The sequence below is a fragment of the Brevibacillus borstelensis genome, assembly GCF_003710865.1.
GTDB classification, from domain to species: Bacteria; Bacillota; Bacilli; order Brevibacillales; family Brevibacillaceae; genus Brevibacillus; species Brevibacillus borstelensis.
This window is the reverse complement of record NZ_RHHO01000055.1, coordinates 1-21,984: the sequence shown is the minus strand read 5'-3', so window position 1 is coordinate 21,984 and position 21,984 is coordinate 1. Positions and strand designations below refer to the sequence as shown.

Sequence of the window (21,984 nt, the reverse complement as noted above, 5' to 3'; positions counted from 1 at the left end):
ACTTTTTTTCTTGATTATACGATGCATGATTAAATAATATTATCTTACGAAAATTTTGTCTACAACTATGTAAAGTGATAAAGGAGCTGGTCATGATGTTAGCGTCATTGGAAAATGCTCTCAGCACATTGCTTGAGAAGAGTGGCGGGCAGTGGGGAATCTACCTCGAAGATTTACAGACAAACGAAATCTGGGGCAAGGGTCATGATGACCGCTTTTACGCCGCCAGCGTAATCAAAGTCCCGATCATGGCCGCTGTGTTTGCTGAAGCCTACGCAGGCAAGTTTGCTCTCGAAGACAAACTGACTCTCAGACAAGAGGATCAGGTCGGCGGAGCAGGCATTCTGCAGCATATGACGCCAGGCACAAAGTGGAGCATTTACGATCTGACAACCCTGATGATCATTCAGAGTGACAACACGGCAACCAATATGCTCATCGATCTTGTCGGGGCTGAGGCGATCCGTTCTGTCATGAACAAAACAGGAATGGTCAACAGCCAGTTTCACAACAAGCTGATGATCGTCCCTGCGGAGCTGGAAGGCTACAATGAGGTGACCGCGGCAGATCTTGGCAGCCACCTTCGCCATTTGGCTACAGGAAAAATCATCTCGTACAACAGTTGCCTCCACATGATCAACATCATGAAAAGACAGCAGCATCGCGACCGCATCCCCTATCACCTGCCTGATCCGGACGGCGATGTGATCGGCATGCTGCCGAAATGGGAGCTGGCCAATAAAACAGGGACAGTCACTCGAACGACTCATGACATCGGAGTGATGTACATCGGCAACCGGGCAGTGACGATCTGCTTGTTATCCAAAAATATCGAGACCGTCGCAGCCAATGACGTGATGGCGCAAATCGGCCGGATGGTATACGATCTGTATACGAAGTAGAAAAAAGGCCTGTCCGTTGTTTTGGACGGGCCTTGCTCATACAGTCGGGTCCTGTACGTTCGGGTCCCATACCTAGGGTCCATGCATTCGGTCCCTTATGAGCTCCATTCACCCGTTTGCACTGAAGTTCGCTGCCTTCCGCTTGACGATTGCAGTGACGATCGGAAGACCCATCAACACGATCCAAAGTGAATTGACTCCTGCAGGTACAACTGCCCAGTAAAAAATAGAGACATCCGGTTTCCCTGTCAGGATGTCCATTCCTGCAGCTCCGACGAGACCGATCAGATTGCCCGCGATTCCCCACAATGCCATCCAGACGTAATGGCTAAGCGAAACTTTTCCATTCCTCAGATCAAATTCCTTATGTAAATAGGCAAAGCCCGAGAACAGCCCGATGACGCCATTGCCAATAATCCAGCTCATCCACAATTGCCCGGAGAGAACATCTGACAGGAGAGTTCCCAAGGCACCGAACAGGAAGCCTGTCAGCGGGCCAAAGCAGGCTCCTATAATCGTAAGAATGACGATGGCCGGCCGCAAACTGCTGCCTGCTATCGGAATATAGTCGGTGATATAACTGAGGAAGCCGTAAAGTACAACTCCCATTCCGATTACTCTGACTTTTTCGCCCTTTCTTGCGGCGGCAGGACAGATGTCCATCTTGGTGGCTCCTTTTTGTAGTCTCTGGACATCCTCAACATAGCATCCGAAAGCCCCGCTGTCAAAACGGAATATTCTGGATATGCTTATTCTATATAGACAAAGGAAAAGGCGTCCTTCCTTTGCAGGAAAAACGCCTTAATGGGCATCGATGCTGTCTCTATTTGGAAAGGATCAGCTTGCTTACTTCGTACGCGCTGGAGAAAGACAGCTCGGACAATTGTCCTTGGCCTTCACACCAGTCACCCGCAAAAAACAGGTTGCGGTAATCTGGCAAGCTGATTGGCAGCGCCTCCTGGTTCATCGTCCACTTGATTTCCTGGACGACGGCACGGGTGGAAACGCGGGGCACCACGAGTTCCTCCCGCCAGCCTGGGAAGTGCTTGTCGTACAGTTGTTCAATCTCTTGCTTGCGCTGCTCGACGACTTCTTTCACGCCGACTTCGGACTGACGCAGATAGGCGGTCGCCTGCAGTAGCTGTCCGCCCTCTGGGACGCAGGTCTTGTCGTAATACGAAATATCCGTAATAAAAATGTTGTTTTGCTTGTCATAAATATAGGTGTAAGGGACATCGATACGCTGCTTGAGACCGATATCATACACGACGACAACCGTCGGCTCGTATGTTGCATACTGTGCGATAGCATGCTCCAGCTTTGTATCCTTAAACACCTTTGTCATTTCTTTTGGAGGGATGCAGCTGATGAATTCATCTCCGGTAAATTCAGCTTCCGGCGTGACAGCGGCAACCACTTTGTCATTTTCGACACGGAAGGATTCGACCTTTGTTTTGGTCATGATCGTGCCGTTGTTGGCTTCGATGACACGGACAAATTCCTCGATCAACGCCTGCCACCCGCCTCCGATGTAGGCAACCGGCTTATTCGTCGTAAAGATCCGACGATAGTAGGTGAAGAACACATCAGACGGAATTTTTTCCGGCTCACGGGTAAAGAAGTTGGAGGATGCCAATGTCAGCATCATTTCCTTTACTTCCTCACTTACATTTTGCTTCTCCATCCACTTCTGGATCGACAGGTGCGGGTGACCCGTCTCCATTTTCAACATGGTTTTCAAGATTTCAAAGGTAAACAGAACTTTGTCAAATCCCTTGACCAGCTTCGTACGGAACAATCCCTGCACATTTGCGGGAACCGCTGTCAAATCGTCCCCCAAATCATAACGGGCTTTATTCGGATTGAAATCCTGCCAATCAATGTTCAAACCCAATTCTTTTTCAAACGTTTTCAAAACCGATGTGTCACGCCCGTAAATGGCATGTGCACCGAAGTTAAAGTTAAAGCCTTTGATCTTCAGCGTGACGGCACGGCCGCCCAGGGCTCCGCGCTCGAGAAGCGCTACCTTTTTGCCCTTGGAAGACAGATAGGCTGCAGCAGAAAGACCGGCGAGCCCCCCGCCAACGATGACGACGTCATAGTGGTTCGTTGTCATAACAATCTCCCTTACATACTCACGATGTATGAAACCTCAATCATCCTATAGGATAAGGGATGTACAAGGTAGAAGTCAACCATAAATGAACTGTGTCTATTGTTATACTGATGATACCATTTTTTGGCTTTTCCGTTTCCCCTCGCTCTTCCTTCTGTTTCCTGTCAACCTATCTTAATTATGACCATAAAAGCATGACAATTACCCCTGCCTGCACTCATCGTTCCGTAGTGATCGACAGGGGTAAAAATTCAAGTTCTCGTCTCAGGAGCCTTGTTGTTCGTTTCTTCTCGTCATCTGCTGCCAAACTGTACCGCTCGCCGCTTCTCCGCGCTCGATGCGCTCAACAGCCATTTGAATTTGCAGACGAACCTCAAATTCCGGATCGTCCTGGGCCGCCCGCAGAGCTTCCAGCGCCGAGTCGTCGCCTACCTCGTACAGGAAACGGGCTGCACGCCAGCGTACGAGCTTGTTCGGGTCCTTCAGGGCTTCGCACATCGCTTCACTTGCTCTCGGGTCCCCCAGATCGGACAAAGTATCTCCTGCCGTCCTGCGAACAGATACAGAGGGGTCACGGAGCGCTTCGTAGAGCAAAGGAAACACCTCATCGCCTCCCACCATTCCCAGGTAGACGACTGCCAGCCGACGGATGGAGCCCTTTTCGTCATGAAGCGCCTTTCTCAGAACAGGCAAATCTTCGGCAGTCGGCTCCATGCGATCCAGCGCAGCATACCGCTTTTGCCAATCAGGATCATCGAGCATCTCCAGCGTGACGACTTTCTTGACCCGCTCGGGCTGGGGCGGGGCTTCTCCCACTCCAAGCTGCAGCGCCTGTTGAACAAGCTCTTCCACCCGTTCTGGCGGATACGCCGCATCCACCTCGCTGGCCACTTCTTCCCCGATCTCGCGCAAATCGCCGTAGCGAACGTCTTGCTCTACCCATTTGCGCTCCATGATTACATTCGGTGAAGCGGAACCCGCCTTCATGGCCGCCGCTCCGAATCGTTCGGGCAAGGCGGCGCGTATCTGCTCGGTTCCCATCGTTACTTTTACCTGCATGGGAATGCCGCGGAACATCTGGATGTACACCTGCGCTTCTCCCCACGCTTCCCCGGACTCTTCATTCGTCCAGGCTGGCATGGAGGTCTCCGCCCCCGCTCCGAAAACCTCCCGGGCATGGGTCAAAATTTGCTGCCAGTCTGCTTGCGATTTTCGTTCCAAGGCATAGAAATCAGCCGTATGAAAAATAGAGGTCACGCCTTCAATCGCCAGCAGCTGCTTCACCAATTCCGGCATTTGCGCCCCGGACTGCTTGTTGTATACCCGCTGAACGCCGTCAGGCAAGCGCTCGTCCACATTCAGCTTCATGACATTTGGACTGGGTGTCGGTTCTATCGACAACAGTTTCATGCCGAGTCACTCCTTTTGTTGCCTATTCTCTCGTACCGCTATGGTACCATGTCCGCGGCGTCCATGCCATTTTTGAAGTGCAGCGGGAACCTGTAGTACTCATTGGCCGATTTGACCCGGAATCCGCAAGACTCATAGAGAGACAGGGCATTGCTGTTTTCCGTGGCTACCTCCAGGATCATTTTGGGAAAGCCCTCGTCAGACAACAGGGCAATTGTTTTTGCCAACGCTTCTTTACCATACCCTTTTCGCTGATGATCAGGGTGAACGGCAAACCCGTAGATAAAGGCATGCTTCGGCTGACGGGAAACGCTAATCCTGCCAATCGGCTCGTTTTGGTCATGCGTGATCAAATAATTGGTCTGGGCAGGGTCTTGTCCCATATGCTCGAACATCTCTCTGGCGAGTGTCTCCTCCAACTGAAACCCTGCCATGCTAAGTTGAATCAAAATCTCCTTATCGTCTGGGGTTGAAGCCCTGAGCTGAATTCGCCCATCCTGTTTCGGCAATTCTTCGCCTGACTCCTCCCGCTCCATCCAATACTCGGAATACTCATACCGCGCAGCCACTTTCTCCATATACCCTTTTCCTGTTTTGGACCCGCGCTGGACAATAAACAACAGCTCTGGAATTTTGCGCAACCGGCATTCTTCTTCCATCAGCCACTGCAAATGCCGGAATATCCCCTTTCCCCGGTAATCGGGGTGCACCATGCCGGTTGCCTCCGCTTCTCCCTGATGGAAAACGTGCAGCCCTCCGTATCCGACGAGCTTCCCGCGGTCATAGCAAAAAAAATCGTTGGTGTCGGTACCCGGACGCTTTTCCAGCATGTCGAAATTCAGCTTCAGATTGATCTGTTCGAAGCCATTGCAGACTGCTGCCAATCCCCGGATATGGTCCAATTCCTCGGCTGTCGGTTTTGCTTTGGTGACATATGTAAAGGCTGTCATTCATACTCTCCCTTTCGTTCCTAAAAATAGTGGCGCCGCAGCTCCTGCACGACCTCCTCCAGATTGTTTCCCACCTGAGGAATGCCATAGCCGACATAGAGCGGCGAAGCGACAAAGCGCGGGACAACCTTGACGATTATCTGCCCGTCCCATTGGTAAAAAAACAAATTGTAGCTTTGGCAGATGCGGTTTACGTGATGAAGGATCCAATGTGTCAAAATTTGGATATAGTCCGCCATCCTGTTTAAGCTTCCCGACTCAGACAAAATCACATTGTATTCAAAAAATCCCGCGCGCGGCTTCGTCGAGAGATTGCACGTAACCCCCGCATCCCGATCGATGACAATCCCCTCGAAATGCTCTCCCTCCACATCTTTCAGGTAATCGTAATGTTTCAACCCGACGATTTGCATATGCGGGTGGCGGATGCTCCCCCCGGAATAAGGGCCATGGTTTTTAAAAAACAGTACAGAGCGATAGGAGCCGCTCTCCGTCATCTCCAGCCATTTTTCCACGCCAAATGCAAACAGGTCATACAGGTGGTCCTTTTCATAGACGGACAGTTCGCTGTCACATTGACTCGTCTCGATCACCAGCGTTTGAGTGGCATCCTGCAAAACCGGGTATTTGTTTTTTAGCCAGATCATTTCTCCTCTTTGCTCCAGAATACCGTCCAGCTCATCCGGAAAGCAGAAGGGACAAGCCGCCTGCCGGTTCCTGATGTTCTCCGGCTTTTGTCGGCCGATGTGCATATCAAAATGCAGATGCGTCTGCGACATTTACTCGGGTCCTCCTTCAACGATTTGTCCTTCCTGAACAATTCCCTATCGAAAAAGTTCATTCCTTCTTTGCCGGACACTTGCTTTCGCTTTACAAAAGTAATTAACTTACTGTACTCTATGCGTATTCCATGTGATGAATGCCGCGTATTCAACACATAGTATGAAAAGGCAAGGACCACAGGAGGTAAATCATGATCGACATACGCAAGGCATCCACGCGCTATTCCAGCAACCACGGTTGGCTGCAAAGCAATTTCAGCTTTTCATTTGCCGAATACTACGATCCTGACAATATGGGCTTTGGCCCGCTTCGCGTTTTTAACGACGATTTCGTGCAGCCTGAAAGAGGCTTCGGACTACATCCCCATCGTGAAATGGAGATCGTTTCTGTCGTTTTAAAAGGGGCTTTGGCTCATCAGGACAGCACAGGCACCCGTGAAGTGATTCGACCGGGAGAAGTACAGCGAATGAGTGCCGGTACAGGAATCATTCACTCGGAGATGAACCCCTCTAGCAGTGAGGAAGTCAACTTTCTACAGCTCTGGTTTGAGCCGGCTGAATACGGCTTGACCCCTTCGTATGAACAGATTGCATACGACCAGGATAAGCTGAAAAATCAGCTCTTGCCCGTCGTCTCTCCTGAAGGCGGACCAAACACTGCCCGGATTCATCAGGATTTGACCATGTACCTGTCCAAGCTGGAGGCAGGCCAGTCGATTCCATTCCAACAAAAAAACGGACGTCGCATTTACGTTTTCGTCATCGAAGGACAACTGCAGCTAAACGAAGAGGCCACACTCGAGAAGCGAGATGCAGCCAGAATTACCGAGATGCCCAAGCTTACACTCGCAGCACCTGTGGATACTTTCTTTATGCTCATTGATTTGCCGTAGCCGAACCAGCTTGTAAATATTATTGAGGGAGCAACCCCTTCGAAACAGAAAAAAAGATCACTTTCACTCAAAAAAATGGGTGCAGTGATCTTTTTTTATCTCATTTCAATCCGTTACACTTACGGAAGTGACTTCGGAAAAAGGGGTTGGCGGTTCATGGAGAAAGCGCAGTTCATGGAAAAATCGTTTTACTACCCAGTCAGTTGGCTCGAAGCCCAGCAGTATAAATATCAGCTGGATCAAGAGGGGATTCCCTACTCGATACAGTCCCCGCTTGACCTTCCCGAGCTCGAGGAGGGCAAACTGGCGATTGTCTTTCCCTCCATTCCTCTGCGGGTTTACGTTTGGGTCCGATCATTGTTTTACCGGGATGGTCTCCGCTATCCAGACTTTTCGTGAAAGCATGGTCATGAGCATCCATATAGAAGCGTGACAGCCCGCCATGATTTTTTTATGATAGTGGTATGCAGTAAAGGTGGTGAATCCTTTGAAAAGTATAAAACCCGGCCGCGGCCCTTCTGCCATGGGGGCCGCTGGAAGCATTTTCGCCGTAATCTTCGGTATATTTTGGACCATCATGGCATTTGTCATCACGCAGGACTCCCCTTTTCCCGTAGTGGGCATAATCTTCCCTGCCTTTGGCCTTTTATTTATCGGGATGGGAATCGCACAAGCCGTCTACCATTACAAAAACGCGACAGGCAAAGAGCGAATGTCCTTGTTTGACATTACGGATTCCAGAGAAGAAGGCGACCCGTTACACCGCCATTTCAGCTCCACATCCTCTGAATCGAAGCAGAATACTGGACGATTTTGCCCCTACTGCGGAGAACCAGTCGAAGCCGAGTACCGCTTTTGTCCCAAATGCGGGAAAAGCGTACCTTCCTCCGGTTAATCCCGCGGCCCTCTTCCTGATTCCCGAATAACCCCTCTTCCTTCTTGTCATTCTAAGGAAGAAGGAGGGAGCATCCATGGATTCTCACAAGACCCGGCCGGAAGCGGAGCCATCCGTCGCTCCGGGAATGAACACACATGATCAGTTGGAAGAAAAAGCATCTGAGCAAGAGGTAAACAACGGCGATTCCACGACTGTTACCCGTCTCTTCCTCGATCGAACGCCGGATGAGTAGATGCGATATATGCTGGAATGCGACATGTTCGCCCATCAGATTTCGCTTCGCGATCTGCTGTGCTATAATGGATGCGGCGAAGTCTTGGCTCCCTCACGCAGGGAGCTATTTTTTTGAGGAATGGATGGTTTCCTCTCTTTTACAAAACAATTATAATGTAACGGATAACCTGTCTTCTTCGTCCTATAGTGACAACAGATTTTTCAACGACACAACTGGAGGGTAAGCATGAAGAAACTTCTGTCAATCCTACTGATAGCCGTGTTGCTGCAAGGCTGCACTTCTTCCAAAGAGACGCCTTCGACTGGCACACCGGCGCAACCCCCTGCCACAGAACAACCGGCACAGCAGCCTTCTGACTCCGTTCAACCGGAAACGCCGCAGCCTGGCACTTCGACTCAGCCAACAGACGATCAAGATAAAAATGACGAGACGTACAAAAACGATATTTTTCAAGTGGCCTCTGTAGAAAAAACGGGCGAAGACACCTTTACGATAAAAGGCAAGGCTCGCGTGTTCGAAGGCAACTTTCAATATGTAGTAGAGGATGGTCACAACGAGCTGACCAAAGGAAACGTCCAAACCTCGGCAGGGGCTCCTGAATGGGGAGATTTCGAATTCACAGTCAAGGTAAAGAAAGACCAGCCCAATTCGACCTTGACTCTGGTTTTGTTTGAATCCAGCCCCAAGGACGGGAGCCGGAGAATGGAATTGCCCATTGCCCTGCCCTAAAGAAATGACCGGATACGGCATGATCTGACCCAATGAAACCCGCCGCGAAATCAACGGCGGGTTTTCGCTTACGTTTATCTATTTTTCCCGCTCACCGTGAAACCGTGTCCCTCACGGAAACCGTTGTGTTTTTCCGCGAAACGGCAACTTAATAGTTGCTCCCCTCTCCGGCATATACTAGCGTTGAGGAGTGTGATGATGTTGGAAAACAAATCCGTCTACTACGTAACCAGTTGGGATGATGCCGCTGTCTATACACGGGCATTGGAAGCCATGAATATTCCGCACGCTGTGGAATCTCCCGGCAGCCCGCTCGATCTCAGTGAAGGCCAGCTGGCGATTGTCTTGCCACATTTGCCTGCCAGGACCCATTCCAAGGTTCGCGAGCTGTTCCAGGGCGAGGGCGAGAGGTATCCGGATTAAGAAGATGACTGGTGTACTCATCGCCGCGGGCATCATCGGCTCATTTCTTTTGTCCGGTTATTTCATGACCAAATGGGAAAACGAGGTGTTCCCGGGCAATCAAGACACACAAGCAGACAACGAAGAAAAGTCCGTCAAATGACAGAAAGCATGGTCACATACGAGACTGCTTCGGACCGAAGTCCTTGCAGACGGCATGCGGACCATGCTTTCCTGTTTCTTGATATTGGCGCAGCTTTGCTACTTGCATTCGCTTCTCTTGCTGCGGTCAGGAAGCCGCGCTTTTTTCGGCGGAGGTGAGATACACATTCTTGCCAGCCCCCAAGCCGACCAGGAATAGCAAGAAGGCTACGATGAGCAGCAGGAAGAGCGGCATCGTCCAGCCTTGTGTCACGTCATGGATAAAGCCAAAAAGAGTCGGGCCGAGCGCAGCCAGCAGGTACCCGACCGATTGGGCCATCCCGGACAGCTCAGCCGCTTCGGCCGCACTGCGTGTACGCAGCGAGAAAAACATGACTGCCAAGCTGAAGCTGCAGCCGCCAGCGATACCGATCAGAATAATCCAGAGCGGCATGAGCACCGTATTTCCAGCCAGCAAACCCGCGTACCCTATGAACATGCATCCTGTCGTTATGGCCACGAGCAGACGCTGATTGGATACTCTCCCTGCAAGCACTGGCATCAGGAAGCTGCCAGGCAGACTGGCGAATTGCATCAGGAACAGCATCCACCCCGCAGCAGAAGGACTTACACCTTGATCCTGAAGAATCTGCGGAATCCATGCTATCCCCACATAAAACACCAAGGACTGCAGCCCCATAAACAGTGTCACTTTCCACGCAAGCGGAGATTTCCAAATTGCCCCTGCAGTCGAACCCGCTCTAACCGAAACTGCCGTTTGTGCGTTTTTGCGCAGCTGTGGCACCCATACGGCCAATGCGATAAAAGCCAAAATGGCCCAGCAGATGAGCGAGCCTTGCCACCCGAACGAAAGACCGTGAGCAATCGGGATGCTCACCCCCGAAGCGATGGCAGCGAACAAATTCATCGCCATGGAGTAAGCACCGGTCATCACTCCTACCTTTTGCGGAAAATCCCGCTTGATCAAGCTTGGGATCAGCACATTGCCGAGAGCGATAGCCAAGCCGAGCAAGGCGGTCCCGATAAAAAGCAGCCAGACCGAGTGGAGGGAGCGGAGAACGATTCCTGTCAGCAGGACAAGCAGGCTGTACATAATCGTCTGTTCCATCCCGAACCGCCGCGATATTTTCGGGGCGAGCGGTGAAAGCAGGGCAAACGCGAGCAGCGGCAGGGTGGTCAGCAGACCGGCGACTGTATTGCTAATGCCGGTATGATCGCGTATCTCCCCAATGATAGGACCGACAGCCGTTATCGGTGCCCGCAGATTGGTGGCAACAAGTATAATCCCGAAGGCGAGCAGCCATATGCCGGCCCGTGCTCCTTCACGGGATAAAGCTTGATCTGTATTCATTTTGCATCTCCCCGTTCTTGATCCTCGAAAGCCTGCTGCGCTGCTTCAATATGAGCCCGGACAGCGAGTATTGCCTCTTCCGGTCTGCCCGCGACAATCGCATCTATCAGCTCTCTGTGGATTTTTTTATGCAGGGCGAGTCGCTTGGACGCAGCCGAGAAAACCACTTTGTCTACCGTCTCTCCAATGGACTGCTGGATCGACTCAGTCATGTGCTCATAAAGCTCCAACAGGATGCTGTTGTGCGCTGCTTTTACGATAGACATGTGAAGCTGCACGTCTGCTTCAATATAGGTCTGGGCGTTATCGGCTACCTCGCTTGCTGTCAACCAGGTCTTCATGGCTTCCACGTCTTCCGGCGTTCTCCTGAGCGCAGCAAGGCGGGCGGCATCCTGCTCCAGTGCAGAACGCACCTCCAGCGTTTCTGTCAAGGCAGAGCGCTGAAAACGACGCTGCAGAGCGGCACCCAGTTCACTGGAAGAGCAAACATAGGTGCCGTCTCCCTGTCTTGTTTCCAGCATACCTGTATGCACCAAGGCCCTGACGGCTTCCCGTACCGTGTTGCGGCTGACCCCCAACTGATTGACCAGCTCCGGCTCTGGCGGAATTCGCGTGCCAACCGGCCAGTCCCCTGACTGGATCAGGGAATAGATCTGTGCTACAACCTGCTCCACCAGTGTCATTCTCCCTGCCTGTTTTAATTTCATAATTCTCACTCACCACCAAACGTAGGATGATTGGATGTTTTTGATTATAACATAGGCGAATGGTGTGTCAACCCATCAACTCTTTTGAAAATAGGATTATAGACCCTTGCTCCCGTTATTAAAGATGGGCTTTTTTAAAATTTTTTACAAAAGTTACAGGAAAACAGTAAAAAAGACCTACCCTTCTGACGATAAAGGTAGTAGACGCTTTTTCATTTTTCACCTGACCAATGATTGGTCAGGCTTTTTTTCTGTTCCACAAAAAATCCCCCGTCCATGCATTCGTCCGGGGGCCTATACCTATTCCTTTTAGCTCCTGCTACAAACCAATTCGCGGTTATATCATGCACTCGTTTTCTGATATCACCAAAGGGATTCCGTTCTCCCCAAAAATACGTACTACGCGGATATATTGATGTACAGGGAGGTCCGGGAACATAAATGCAATTTCGCCGCTCGGAAAAGACGTGACGATGTGCGGGATGGAATCGGGTATCTTGGCCAGCTCGCGCCGAAAAGCAGCGGCCTTTCTCCACGGTACTTTAAAATAGAAGGAAGGACGAATCACGGGCAAACACGCTCCTTATTTGTTTCATTTCTGTATCGGAGAGTGCCGGGGCATCGAATATATGAAAAAAGCTGCGATATCGAGCTATAGGCATGATAATTTTGACGGGACTTTTGTATTAGTTTTGCTCTCTGTTTCATTCATGAATAGCTTCTTACACCAATGCTCTGTATCTTCCGTTTACTTTGCAATACCTACAAAATGAGACTCCTCTTTTCCGTTGCGGACCAATCCACAAACGATCGCACTATGATTGGACAAAATTTTCCATGCCAGTAGCAACTCATTTTCGTTTGTCCTGTTGTGGCATTTTTTACATGCCGATCAACCCTTCGATCAGAGGCCAAATTAACACTATTTGCGTTTCCCTGCAAACGAAATAGAAAAAGCCCCTTCCATTTGCCCGTAAAAGACAATGAAAGAGGCGATTATGTATCGGATAAAAACGTCGATATGGCGAGCATTTGATGAAAAATGATGCCCCCACGCGGAATCGAACCACGAACTGATCATTACGAGTGATCTGTTATACCGTTTAACTATAGGGGCAGGTTCAAGACAGTTTCTCTTTTTCTGCCTGGTAAAATAATACCCAGCCGTTTTACAAAAATTATTCTAGTAAAAAGAAGGCTAAAAATCAAGAGGAAATTTTAATGTTTCCACTCGATTTCAGCCTTCCGCAAAACGTCGCCAATCGGCGCATCTTGTATCAACAGATCGGCAATACCGTCGAGATGGGTAGCATCCCGATTGATAATGACCAGCTTCGCCCCTCTTGCTTTCGCCTGCTCTGGAAACCAGTTGGCCGGACTTACGGCAAGCGATGAGCCCAGTACAAGGAACAGGTCTGCCCGCTCTGTCCATTCCACCGCTTGTGCAAAGGCGGCTTCCGGAAGCGATTCTCCAAACAGCACGACAGAAGGACGCAAAAACCCGCCGCACTCGCACGCGGTCCCCCCCTGATCCAAATAGCGGGCAGACTCGTATTTGTTTGTACAGCGCATGCAGGTAAGCGTGGCTAGTGTCCCGTGGAGCTCCGCAACACGCCGGCTGCCGGCACGCTGATGAAAGCCGTCCACATTTTGCGTAATGATCCCCTTGATCTGTCCCCGCCGTTCCCATTCGGCCAAAATCACATGCCCCTGGTGAGGCTTACACGACAGAAGCCCTTCCACTCTCATCCGGTAAAAAGAGACAAATTCCTCCCGATTGTTGCGAAGAGCATCTGTGCTGGCGAGTCTTGCCGGGTCTTTTCCCTGCCACCATCCCGTCCGTGCAGAACGGAAATCAGGCAGTCCGCTTTCCGTTGACATCCCGGCTCCCGTGAAAACGATGGCGTGGCGGGCATCCTTGAGCAGCTTGTTCAATTCGTCCAAAGCCTTCCCCTCCTCTCACGAATGCATACAATTGTTCATATTTTATAGGAAGTCAACGACAAAGTACACGGGGAGGAGCAGTCAAGATGAACATCTATCTCGTCTCAGACATCCACGGTCAGTATCAAGCGCTTCGCGAAGCCTTGCAGCGGGTTTCCTTTTCCCCGGAACGCCAAGACAGCCTCTACGTAATCGGAGACATGGTCGACCGCGGCCCCCAATCAAAAGAGGTACTGGAGTATTTGCTCAGTCTGAAGAATGCTTATCCGGAGCAGATTTTCTTGCTCAAGGGAAATCATGAGCAGATGTTCGAGGACTGGCTGAAGGGGAATATGGATCCCACTTTGTATTTGCTGATGAATGGCGGAGATGCAACCGTGCGCTCGTTTTTGGGGCGACAGGCATTGCGCCGCGCCTTTCTTGGCGAAGTCCCCCCCGTCGAAACGCAAAACGCAGCGCGCGAAGATATTCTTGCCCGTTACACGTACTTGCTCCCCACTCTCGAATCGCTGCCTCTCTACCAAATGCTGCCTGCCAATGAATCCACCGGAGGGCAGCCGCCGCTGCTCGTGCACGCAGGCATTCGGCCGGGCATCCCCCTTTCCAAACAACGTCCCGAGGACCTCCTATGGATTCGAGAGCCGTTCTACGATCATTACAGGGGAGAAGAAATGGTTATCTTCGGTCACACGCCCGTCCCCAGGCTTCCCGGGTATACCGGACAGGGCCCTTGGCACCACGGGAACCTGATCGGCATCGACGGCGGAGCGGCGTCCCCGCAAGGCGGCATTCTCCTCGTCAACTGGCCTTCCCTCCGGTATGTTTATGTTCCGCTCAGAGGTCTGCAATCGGCTCCCCGGGTACGCCTCACTTAACGAATGATCGGCGGGGGAGTTGCCGAGAGCAGACCCGCCAATATCAAGGCCGCCAAGACAATGATGAGATCAAGGCGCAGCGTCCAGGACAGCTTCTTCGCCAAGCGGAGAGCGTCTTTTTCCTGCAATCCGGAAAGCACGGTCAGTCTGGGCATTACCCGTCCGCGATGGAATGCGGCGATGAGTAGCGCCAGCAAAAACGCGCCGATCTTGGCGGTCAGGATGAGCCCGTACGAAGTGGTCGCCAGCTGCTGGAGCTGTGAGAAGCGGAGCAGCCCGAGGACAATGCCTGTCCCGGAAATGACTGCGACCGAATACAGTGCCAACTGGGCGAATTGGCTCATCAATTTGTGCATGGCAATCAGCCCATCGGGATTCATGGCGAGCCGGAATGACAATACCGTCAATCCAGACAAGCCCCCCATCCAGATGACTGCCGCCGCCATATGGAGAACGTCAGAGGTCATCGAAGCAAATCTCTCCTGTCCTGCCATGGCGTGACCCGTCAATGGGAACGTGCAAAACAGGGCGATGACTGCTATCGTACTTCCCCACCGGAAATGAGCCGTATAGCGCACTGCCAGAAGAAGCAGGAAGCAGAGCAGGGGCCGAATCCATCCGATCGTGCCTGTCATCGTTTCACGAAGCAGCGTCAGCATGTTTTCCCCAAAGCCTCCCGGCAAGCGAAGCATGTCAGCCAAAAGGCAGATTCTTACGGCACCGCTCACCGCAAAAAAGAGCATGGCCAGCCAGATGATCAGCTTGACCTTTCTGCTGTGGAGCCACTTGGTGTCGATGGCCCGGACAAACCCTTCCCACCTGGAGAGAAACACCAAAATGCCTAAGCCTCCCGCAACGAGCACATCTGCCATCCGCAGCCATCTGTTCCATGCCTCATGAGCCTCGTGGTTATGGTCTTCCGGGGAGGCAAACTTGTCGGCGACAATTTCTACGCCGCTTTCCCCTTTTGTAACCTGGGCATCCGAGGAGCCATTTCCTTTTCCAACGGTTACGGAAGGCTGCTGTCCGTTATTTGCCTGAACCCCCGAAATGGACACCGATGGGGCTTGACCGGCTTCGTCGGCGGGAGATGTCTGTTCCGCTTTTACGGAGTTTTTATCCGCTTCCGCTGAAGAGGACTGCCCTGCTGTACCCGGGGCTGCAAGCTGTGAAGATCCTGTATTTTGCGATTGCCTGGCATCTTGGCTGTCAACGGGAGCTTTTTTCACTTCTTGTTGCGGGCTGGCAGCCTTTGAATCGGCGTAAGGAGCGGCCTTCTCTTCACTTTTTGAGCCTTTTGTTTTTTCCGTCGCTGCCGAAGCGCTCTCGTTTTGTTTAGCCGGTCCGTTTTTTGACTGATTCAAAGCTTCCTGTTCCTGTGCCGGAAGAGCAGTGGGCGGCGGAACAGCAGCTTCAGTCGTCTCGTCCCCGTCCAGGGAGACCGTATCAGCCGGACGATGTTTGGGCAGCGGTACTCCTACAGCGAATCGGAACGAGCCTTCCGTAACATGAGTATCTACCGACAACACTTGCCATTCCACACGGTATATACCGTTTTTCAAGGAAGAGACCGGCATCACGAGCGTCTTTTTTCCCTCTGCCCGAAACGTACCCGGTACGACCTCTCCCTGCTCTGTTTTCAAAACGAGCGAGCTCACATTTGCATTGATTTCCTCCGTGAAGGATATCCGTATCTCCTTCGGCGAGGTTTGCAGCTCTGACTCCTGCTGTGGCGAGGATTGATCCACATTGGCATGAGCGTACACAAATGACGGAACACTGCACACCATGCATACACACAGACAGAAGTAAAGGAGCCATCTTTTCATACGTTGTTCCCCTTTCCATTTGCCAAGCCCTTTCGCCGCCGAGAAATAGCTTCCGGCAGAGAAGACGACTAGAAAGCCGCCGAAAAACTTTCGACGGCTTTTTCCGATTGGCTATCGCTGCTTATTTCTTCGTGATGACAATCGCTTCCGGCAAAGTGCCGATCGGTGCCAATACTTCGACTGTCGCTCCTGCTTCCATTGCGGCTTTCCGCAAATCCACCTGGCCGGTTCCCTGATAAGCAGGATTCAAAGCCGTTTTCACGAATGTAGCTGGTACAGTCGTCTTCCCGTCAGCCGATGTCAGCCCGGACACGTCAGTCAGCTTGCCGTTGATATAGACGAGCGGCTGCGCACCCTTCGCCTTTTGCGCCGGGAGGGAAAACTTCCCGTTCTGGACGGAAAAGGTCATGGTTGCCTCGTAATTGGTTGTATCGTATTGACCTGCCACTTTTTCATCGGTAGCCGGTTTCGCCCGGAGCAGATAATAGTCAGCCGGGCCAGTCGTAAAGGCAATCGTGCCATTTGCATCTGTCTTGTAGATGGCCGCATCACTGGTGCTGCGGCGGATCAGGGTAATTTCCGAGTTTGCAAGCGGCTTCCCTTTTAGCAGCAGTTGAACAGACACCTTCTGATCAGGTGTAACCGCTGCCGGGTTGAACTGCGGCACCAGCTCCGCCCGATCCAGGCTGACCGGACGGCTGAAGCCCTTCAGCTCTTTTACTCTTTCCAAAGAAGGGATATCGCTGACGGCGACGAAGGATTTAGCACTGCGCAATGTCCGGCTGGAGACCTCGGCATTTTGAAAGAGACTGTCTCCTTCCACGGACACGATGTATGCACCCGGGGTGGAAGCGGAAAAAGAAGCTACGTAATAGTTGTTTTTCCCCGGCTCTGTCACTTCTTTCTCTTCTCCCGTATAAAAGAGAGTCGTGGTAATATCTGCTTTGCTTCCATTCGGAGAGGTAACGTATACTTTGGTAGAATCGGTACTCCACTTGCCCTCGATGCGATAGCTGCCATGATGGTTGGAGTGGTTTCCGAACAGCAACTCTACGTACGAAACCTCGCCAGCCGAGACAATCGGTGTATTGGTTTGCGACCAGCCGTCATGTGCCGATGCCGGTACAGCGAGCAGGCACGCCAAAGCGAGAGCAGGAATAAGCGTCATTCGTTTTTTCATGGTTGAGTTCCTCCCGATCGATTGTTTTTCCTTTGATATCCAGTCTCAGTATATGGCTCGTCCGCTGGATTGAGTATGACTCAACAGGGCTATCTTTGAGGGGCCAGGGTTGAACGATATGTGAACGTGGGTGAAAACAGGCAAGTTCAAACAGCGTTCACAAGTTGTTACTTAACATAAGTCACTTCCTTTATGTAATTATGGTAAGATAATGGGCGAGGTGTTGATATGAGACGAGAGAGTATAGTGGAGCAAGCGCTCTTTGCAGCCTGGGTGGTTTCCCTGGTCGCAACCGGGGGCAGCTTGTTCTTCTCGGAAGTGCTGAAGTACATTCCGTGCGAACTGTGCTGGTACCAACGAATTTTTATGTATCCGCTGGTCCTTTTGCTCGGGATCGCTTCCGCAAAAAAAGATTACGGAATTGCGCGATATGCCCTGCCTCTGTCTATTATCGGGGGAGCCATTTCACTCTATCACTATCTGGTACAGAAGGTCCCCGCTCTGCATGAGCTCGGCAACGCGTGCGGAATCATCCCGTGCAACACGGACTACATCAACTGGCTAGGCTTTATCACCATTCCGTTCCTGGCGCTCATCGCTTTTCTTTTGATTACCGTACTGCTTATTTTCATTCGTACCAATGGGAAGGAGAAGTAAAGCATGAAAAAGATCATTATCCTATCCGTCATCGCTGCTGTATTTCTGATCGGAGCCGTCGTGTATTCGGATATGGCCAACAAGCAAGCTGCAGAAGGAAATCCTTTCGGCAAAACAAATCTGAATCCGGCTACGATCGCTCAATTGGATGACCCCAATTACGGAAATCAAATTCTCCCTGACGAATTGAAAGCAAAGCTGGAAGGGAAAGAAGAGCTGTTCATTTACTACTACAGTCCGACTTGCGAACACTGCCAGCGAACGACACCCGTCCTGGTTCCGGTTGCCGATGAGCTGAAAGTGGATGTCAAGAAGCACAACCTGCTCGAATTTGCATCCAGCTGGGATGCGTTTGCCATTGAGTACACCCCTACTCTTCTCCACTACAAAGATGGAAAAGAAGTATCTCGTCTGGTCGGCGAACAGACAGCCGATGAATTGAAACAATGGTTTCAGGAACAGAAAAAATGACTTGCAGCCTCCCAATTTACGGGAGGCTTTCCTGTTCTCGCATAAAAAAGGTGGCGTTTATGTGAACACTCTTGTAAATCAACAGGGAAATAGCCCGTTTGAGTCATCTTTTTCTCCCCCTTTTTGCCTATAATGTTGTGGGAGCAGGAAAAGACTTTTCACACCGCCGGGCAGGATACTTGCCCCAGCGAAAAGAAACCGTCCGCTTTTTGATGCAATTTGACAAAAGCAGGGGTTTCTCGTAATTGTGATGACAGAAAGTGAGGATGTACAAGTGAAACGACATATATGGACAGTGATTGCCTCGCTCGCCCTGATCGTGGGCGCGGGCTGCAGCAAAGAAGAGAATGCCCTCCCCTCTGGGTCTCCTATTGAGGTAGCCTTGACGATTGAGCCGCAGGAGGTCGTAGCCAATGAAGCGGTAACCTTCTCGATAAAAGTGACCCAAGACGGTGCTCCTGTCGACGATGCCAGGGAAACGGAATTCGAAATCTGGAAGGATGGACAGGAACAGCACGAAACCATCCCGGCGACACTCCAAAAAGAAGGAGTCTACACCGCCCAAAAAACGTTTGCCGAGCCAGGAGCATACAACGTGATGTACCACGTGACAGCCCGCGATTTTCACAATATGCAAACACAGACCTTTACGGTAAAAGGCGCCGCTGATCAAGCTGACGGCTCTCATGCAGCGCACGAGCACGATCAGGCTTCCCAGCCGGAACATTCGGCTGCGCATGAACACGGCAGCTCTCACGGGTCAGAGGAACACCATCACGGTGCCGTTGTCAATATGCACTTTCAGCCGGCTGAGTCAATCAAAGCAAATGAAGCTGCTTCCTTGACGGTTCATGTGCAAAAGGACAACCAGGCTTTGACGGAAGCTGCGGTCAAATTTGAAATCTGGCGCGAAGGCGAAGAGAAGCACCAGTATGTGGATGCCAGCGAAAAACAGCCTGGCGAATACACGACGGCAAACGCCGCTTTCCCTGCTTCGGGTACGTACACCGTCAAGGTGCATGTGGAAAAGGGAGAGATCCATGACCATAAGGAATTCTCGGTAACCGTACAATAAGCCTTGCCATTCGAATGTTTGCGACAAGCCCCGCCCACTAGTATGAGCGGGGTTTTTTACGGCTTGGGCAGCCCGGCCGCTTTTCCGGTTTTCTTAATATTTTTACATATCCACAGAAACTTTCATCTTGCAGAAATGTCCATGGACTGATATAAGAATCGAGTAGAGAGAAGTTGGGAGAGGATACGATGAAAAAGAACAAACGATCATTTTTGCTTGCACTCGCCTGTTTTGGCATGTTGAACGGACTGGTACCTTCTGCCGAAGCCGCGACAGCTCCGTCCGCCCCCACGATATTGCTGGATGGGTATCCGCTGACCTTTGCCGCTGAACCCAGACTTGTTGAGGGCAGAACCATGGTTCCTTTCCGTGTAATCGCGCAAGCGTTGGGAATTGACGTACAGTGGGACGGCAAAACGCGAACGATTACGGCGGACAAGGACGGGAAGCACATACAAATGCAGCTGGATAATCCGCAGGTTATGGTGAACGGCGTGGCCACGCAGCTCCCCGTCGCCCCCTTTGAGCAAAACGGGCACACCTTGATCCCCCTGCAGTTTTTCAGCACGCAATTCGGTGCGCAAGTAAACTGGGAGCCTGCCACACGGACCGTTTCGATTGCTTCACCGCGCCAGAAGCTGCATACCACGGCGTTTTACGCGATTTCATCTTATTCGCAGCGGCAGTATATCCCGGCGTTTGATGCAGTCGCGTTTGGTTGGGCCCGGATCGACGGCAATGCTCAGCTTACCCTTGAGGGGAAGGATTTTTATTGGCCGAAGCCGGCAAATGACATCACTCCCGAGAAGATCATCGAAGCCACCAAAGAACAAGGGACGGCTCCCTCTCTCATGGTGTTTGCCACAGACGGCACCGGAGAGCTGACGCGCCTGCTGTCTGAACCCGGTCTGCGTGAGCGTGCGATAGCTGAAATTGTCTCGCTTGCCAAGGAAAAAGGGTTTGCCGGTGTGTCACTAGACTTCGAAGGTCTTGGACTGAGCGGCGATATCGCATTGGCCCGCCAGCAATTTACCGAGTTCGTTCAGTTGTTGGCGAAACCTTTGCATGAGTCAGGCATTTTGCTTTCGCTCGTACTTCATCCCCTCAACAGCTCCTATCAGGGGTATGACTACGCCTCTCTTGGCAAGGTGGCCGATGAGCTCGTATTGATGGCCTACGCGTACGAGGACGAAAAGCGTCCCGAGCCGATGGGTAAAGTAAATGAAGCAATCACGATGGCACTGGCACACGTGCCAAAGGAAAAGCTGCTGCTCGGAATTTCAGCAGCCAGCGAAGACGAGCAGTCAATTGACAGCAAGGTCGGTCTGGCCAAACGCCATGGATTGAAGGGCATCGCTCTATGGCGCCTCGGACTCATCACCGAGGCCGAAAAGGCTCGCTTGGCCCAATCCATCGAAATGAAAGAAGCTGCTCCAGCCTTTCTTCAATAATCCTCATGACGATAGCAACGCGAGCTCCATAGACTCATTGGAATCCCCCGTATCCGCCAAGGACACCGGGGGATATTTTGTTGTGTCTGCTTTTTCAAGGCGCCTGTGCCAACTGGAAACGATGTTGTTTTTTTCTAGGATTTAGGTAAAATGAAAGTATGGTCCCCTGCATATGGAGCAAGGGGCCACCTTTTATTATATGGGGGGATTATGCATGAAAATGAGGCGAACACCGTGGCGACTCGCAGACTTTGCTGACCGTTGGTTCATTCCAATACGAACAGGAGATGAATACGATGAACCGTAGTACCCTGCCTAATTCCATGCACCGCCGTTTGGTGGAGCAGTTGGTTTTCTTTGACGAACAACGCATTCCTTTTTTAGATCTTCATTTTGCCGGTAAACACAACGAACGCCAAAAAGCCAATCAGTGGCTGGACCAATATGTTTCTACTGTGGAAACACTGCTGAAGGAAACGAAAGATCAAGAGACTTCCCTATTGCCCAAAGTGGTGATCGGATCGCAAGTTGCTTTGCAATACGTGGATGACGGGTTGGAAGAGTCCCTGACGATCTGCTTTCCGGAACATACTGACCCCGATCTGGGACGAATCTCGTTCCTATCGCCTATAGGTCGACAACTGCTGATGAATCCTGTCAATGAGCCGGTCCGTCTGGAAATGCCCATGGGGACGCAGGAGGTCATTGTCCGCTCGATTCGTTTTGTCGACTGGTAACGTTGAAAATAACAGCAATCCCTTTTCCGTACTGTGCGATTGCCTTCACAATAATCGAGTAGGAGGGGGCGACTAACCCCCGTCCTCTCACACCACCGTACGTACCGTTCGGTATACGGCGGTTCACCAAGCTTGACGAATTTGAGAATATCGTTGCACTAAGCTTTTCAGCCCTTGTTGTTGCCAGTAGGCAATGCCGAGGGCTTTGTGTATATGCGGAGATTTTGT

24 protein-coding genes and 1 tRNA gene are annotated in these 21,984 nt (G+C 51.4%); 14 read left to right on the top strand and 11 right to left on the bottom strand.

Annotation, left to right across the window (positions count from 1 at the left end; all coding sequences use genetic code 11):
- Window positions 1-95: 95 nt before the first annotated feature.
- Window positions 96-902 (top strand): serine hydrolase, encoded by an 807-nt coding sequence (locus EDM54_RS23045; protein WP_003390773.1) that lies wholly within the window; start codon window positions 96-98, stop codon window positions 900-902.
- 108 nt (window positions 903-1,010) lie between these two features.
- On the opposite strand, the gene EDM54_RS23040 is transcribed toward EDM54_RS23045, so the two are convergent.
- From EDM54_RS23040 to EDM54_RS23020, 5 genes are all read right to left on the bottom strand, one after another.
- Window positions 1,011-1,565, bottom strand: a complete 555-nt coding sequence (locus EDM54_RS23040) for an ECF transporter S component (RefSeq protein ID WP_003390776.1) — start codon at window positions 1,563-1,565, stop codon at window positions 1,011-1,013.
- Window positions 1,566-1,725: 160 nt separating this feature from the next.
- Complete coding sequence (locus EDM54_RS23035) at window positions 1,726-3,048, bottom strand: phytoene desaturase family protein (protein WP_227278458.1); 1,323 nt, start codon at window positions 3,046-3,048, stop codon at window positions 1,726-1,728.
- Between the two features lie 234 nt (window positions 3,049-3,282).
- Window positions 3,283-4,428, bottom strand: a complete 1,146-nt coding sequence (locus tag EDM54_RS23030; RefSeq protein WP_003390780.1) for a virulence factor — start codon at window positions 4,426-4,428, stop codon at window positions 3,283-3,285.
- A gap of 38 nt (window positions 4,429-4,466) precedes the next feature.
- The gene (locus EDM54_RS23025) at window positions 4,467-5,378 is read right to left on the bottom strand and encodes a GNAT family N-acetyltransferase (protein WP_122958854.1); all 912 of its coding nucleotides are present in this window, start codon (window positions 5,376-5,378) and stop codon (window positions 4,467-4,469) included.
- 20 nt (window positions 5,379-5,398) lie between these two features.
- Window positions 5,399-6,157, bottom strand: a complete 759-nt coding sequence (locus EDM54_RS23020) for a DUF4931 domain-containing protein (protein ID WP_024983698.1) — start codon at window positions 6,155-6,157, stop codon at window positions 5,399-5,401.
- Window positions 6,158-6,351: 194 nt separating this feature from the next.
- Between EDM54_RS23020 and EDM54_RS23015 the strand changes: the two genes are divergently transcribed.
- From EDM54_RS23015 to EDM54_RS26625, 7 genes are all read left to right on the top strand, one after another.
- A complete protein-coding gene (locus tag EDM54_RS23015) occupies window positions 6,352-7,053 on the top strand; it encodes a pirin family protein (RefSeq protein ID WP_122958853.1) in 702 nt (233 codons plus the stop codon).
- A gap of 174 nt (window positions 7,054-7,227) precedes the next feature.
- On the top strand, window positions 7,228-7,452 hold the full coding sequence (locus EDM54_RS23010) for a hypothetical protein (RefSeq protein ID WP_122958868.1): 225 nt from the start codon (window positions 7,228-7,230) through the stop codon (window positions 7,450-7,452).
- Window positions 7,453-7,540: 88 nt separating this feature from the next.
- On the top strand, window positions 7,541-7,948 hold the full coding sequence (locus EDM54_RS23005; RefSeq protein ID WP_172920847.1) for a zinc ribbon domain-containing protein: 408 nt from the start codon (window positions 7,541-7,543) through the stop codon (window positions 7,946-7,948).
- 76 nt (window positions 7,949-8,024) lie between these two features.
- Complete coding sequence (locus EDM54_RS26630) at window positions 8,025-8,183, top strand: hypothetical protein (RefSeq protein WP_170208371.1); 159 nt, start codon at window positions 8,025-8,027, stop codon at window positions 8,181-8,183.
- A 228-nt stretch (window positions 8,184-8,411) separates the two neighbouring features.
- Window positions 8,412-8,915, top strand: coding sequence for a Gmad2 immunoglobulin-like domain-containing protein (locus EDM54_RS23000; RefSeq protein ID WP_003390791.1), 504 nt, complete (start codon window positions 8,412-8,414; stop codon window positions 8,913-8,915).
- Between the two features lie 198 nt (window positions 8,916-9,113).
- Complete coding sequence (locus EDM54_RS22995; protein ID WP_003390793.1) at window positions 9,114-9,338, top strand: hypothetical protein; 225 nt, start codon at window positions 9,114-9,116, stop codon at window positions 9,336-9,338.
- 4 nt (window positions 9,339-9,342) lie between these two features.
- On the top strand, window positions 9,343-9,480 hold the full coding sequence (locus EDM54_RS26625; RefSeq protein WP_161785207.1) for a hypothetical protein: 138 nt from the start codon (window positions 9,343-9,345) through the stop codon (window positions 9,478-9,480).
- A 126-nt stretch (window positions 9,481-9,606) separates the two neighbouring features.
- Here the strand turns inward: EDM54_RS26625 and EDM54_RS22990 are convergent, their stop codons facing one another.
- The 4 genes from EDM54_RS22990 to EDM54_RS22970 all read right to left on the bottom strand — a co-directional run bounded on the left by EDM54_RS22990 (window position 9,607) and on the right by EDM54_RS22970 (window position 13,481).
- On the bottom strand, window positions 9,607-10,830 hold the full coding sequence (locus tag EDM54_RS22990; protein ID WP_003390795.1) for a CynX/NimT family MFS transporter: 1,224 nt from the start codon (window positions 10,828-10,830) through the stop codon (window positions 9,607-9,609).
- Entirely contained in the window at window positions 10,827-11,537 is a 711-nt protein-coding gene (locus tag EDM54_RS22985; protein WP_024983694.1) for a FadR/GntR family transcriptional regulator, read from the bottom strand. Before EDM54_RS22985 ends, EDM54_RS22990 begins: the two co-directional genes overlap by 4 nt.
- A gap of 1,046 nt (window positions 11,538-12,583) precedes the next feature.
- Window positions 12,584-12,654, bottom strand: a tRNA-Thr gene (locus EDM54_RS22975).
- A 101-nt stretch (window positions 12,655-12,755) separates the two neighbouring features.
- The gene (locus EDM54_RS22970) at window positions 12,756-13,481 is read right to left on the bottom strand and encodes an NAD-dependent deacylase (RefSeq protein ID WP_003390802.1); all 726 of its coding nucleotides are present in this window, start codon (window positions 13,479-13,481) and stop codon (window positions 12,756-12,758) included.
- Window positions 13,482-13,567: 86 nt separating this feature from the next.
- Here EDM54_RS22970 and EDM54_RS22965 point away from each other — a divergent pair, with 86 nt between their 5' ends.
- Window positions 13,568-14,356 carry a metallophosphoesterase family protein gene (locus tag EDM54_RS22965; RefSeq protein ID WP_003390805.1) on the top strand — a complete coding sequence of 263 codons (789 nt, stop codon included), beginning with the start codon at window positions 13,568-13,570 and terminating at the stop codon, window positions 14,354-14,356.
- Here EDM54_RS22965 and EDM54_RS22960 read toward each other — a convergent pair.
- On the bottom strand, window positions 14,353-16,185 hold the full coding sequence (locus EDM54_RS22960; protein WP_122958852.1) for a copper resistance protein CopC: 1,833 nt from the start codon (window positions 16,183-16,185) through the stop codon (window positions 14,353-14,355). The genes EDM54_RS22965 and EDM54_RS22960 overlap by 4 nt on opposite strands.
- A 121-nt stretch (window positions 16,186-16,306) precedes the next feature.
- Window positions 16,307-17,365, bottom strand: a complete 1,059-nt coding sequence (locus tag EDM54_RS22955) for a DUF4198 domain-containing protein (protein ID WP_003390809.1) — start codon at window positions 17,363-17,365, stop codon at window positions 16,307-16,309.
- A gap of 228 nt (window positions 17,366-17,593) precedes the next feature.
- On the opposite strand from EDM54_RS22955, the gene EDM54_RS22950 reads away from it, so the two are divergent.
- From EDM54_RS22950 to EDM54_RS22930, 5 genes are all read left to right on the top strand, one after another.
- On the top strand, window positions 17,594-18,022 hold the full coding sequence (locus tag EDM54_RS22950; RefSeq protein WP_024985450.1) for a disulfide oxidoreductase: 429 nt from the start codon (window positions 17,594-17,596) through the stop codon (window positions 18,020-18,022).
- A 3-nt stretch (window positions 18,023-18,025) separates the two neighbouring features.
- Window positions 18,026-18,493 (top strand): thioredoxin family protein, encoded by a 468-nt coding sequence (locus EDM54_RS22945; RefSeq protein WP_122958851.1) that lies wholly within the window; start codon window positions 18,026-18,028, stop codon window positions 18,491-18,493.
- Between the two features lie 274 nt (window positions 18,494-18,767).
- Window positions 18,768-19,568: a FixH family protein gene (locus EDM54_RS22940; RefSeq protein ID WP_024985451.1), complete on the top strand. Its 801-nt coding sequence runs from the start codon at window positions 18,768-18,770 to the stop codon at window positions 19,566-19,568.
- Window positions 19,569-19,756: 188 nt separating this feature from the next.
- The gene (locus tag EDM54_RS22935) at window positions 19,757-21,019 is read left to right on the top strand and encodes a stalk domain-containing protein (RefSeq protein WP_024985452.1); all 1,263 of its coding nucleotides are present in this window, start codon (window positions 19,757-19,759) and stop codon (window positions 21,017-21,019) included.
- A 296-nt stretch (window positions 21,020-21,315) separates the two neighbouring features.
- A complete protein-coding gene (locus EDM54_RS22930; protein ID WP_003390819.1) occupies window positions 21,316-21,756 on the top strand; it encodes a GreA/GreB family elongation factor in 441 nt (146 codons plus the stop codon).
- The last annotated feature ends 228 nt before the right edge of the window (window positions 21,757-21,984 follow it).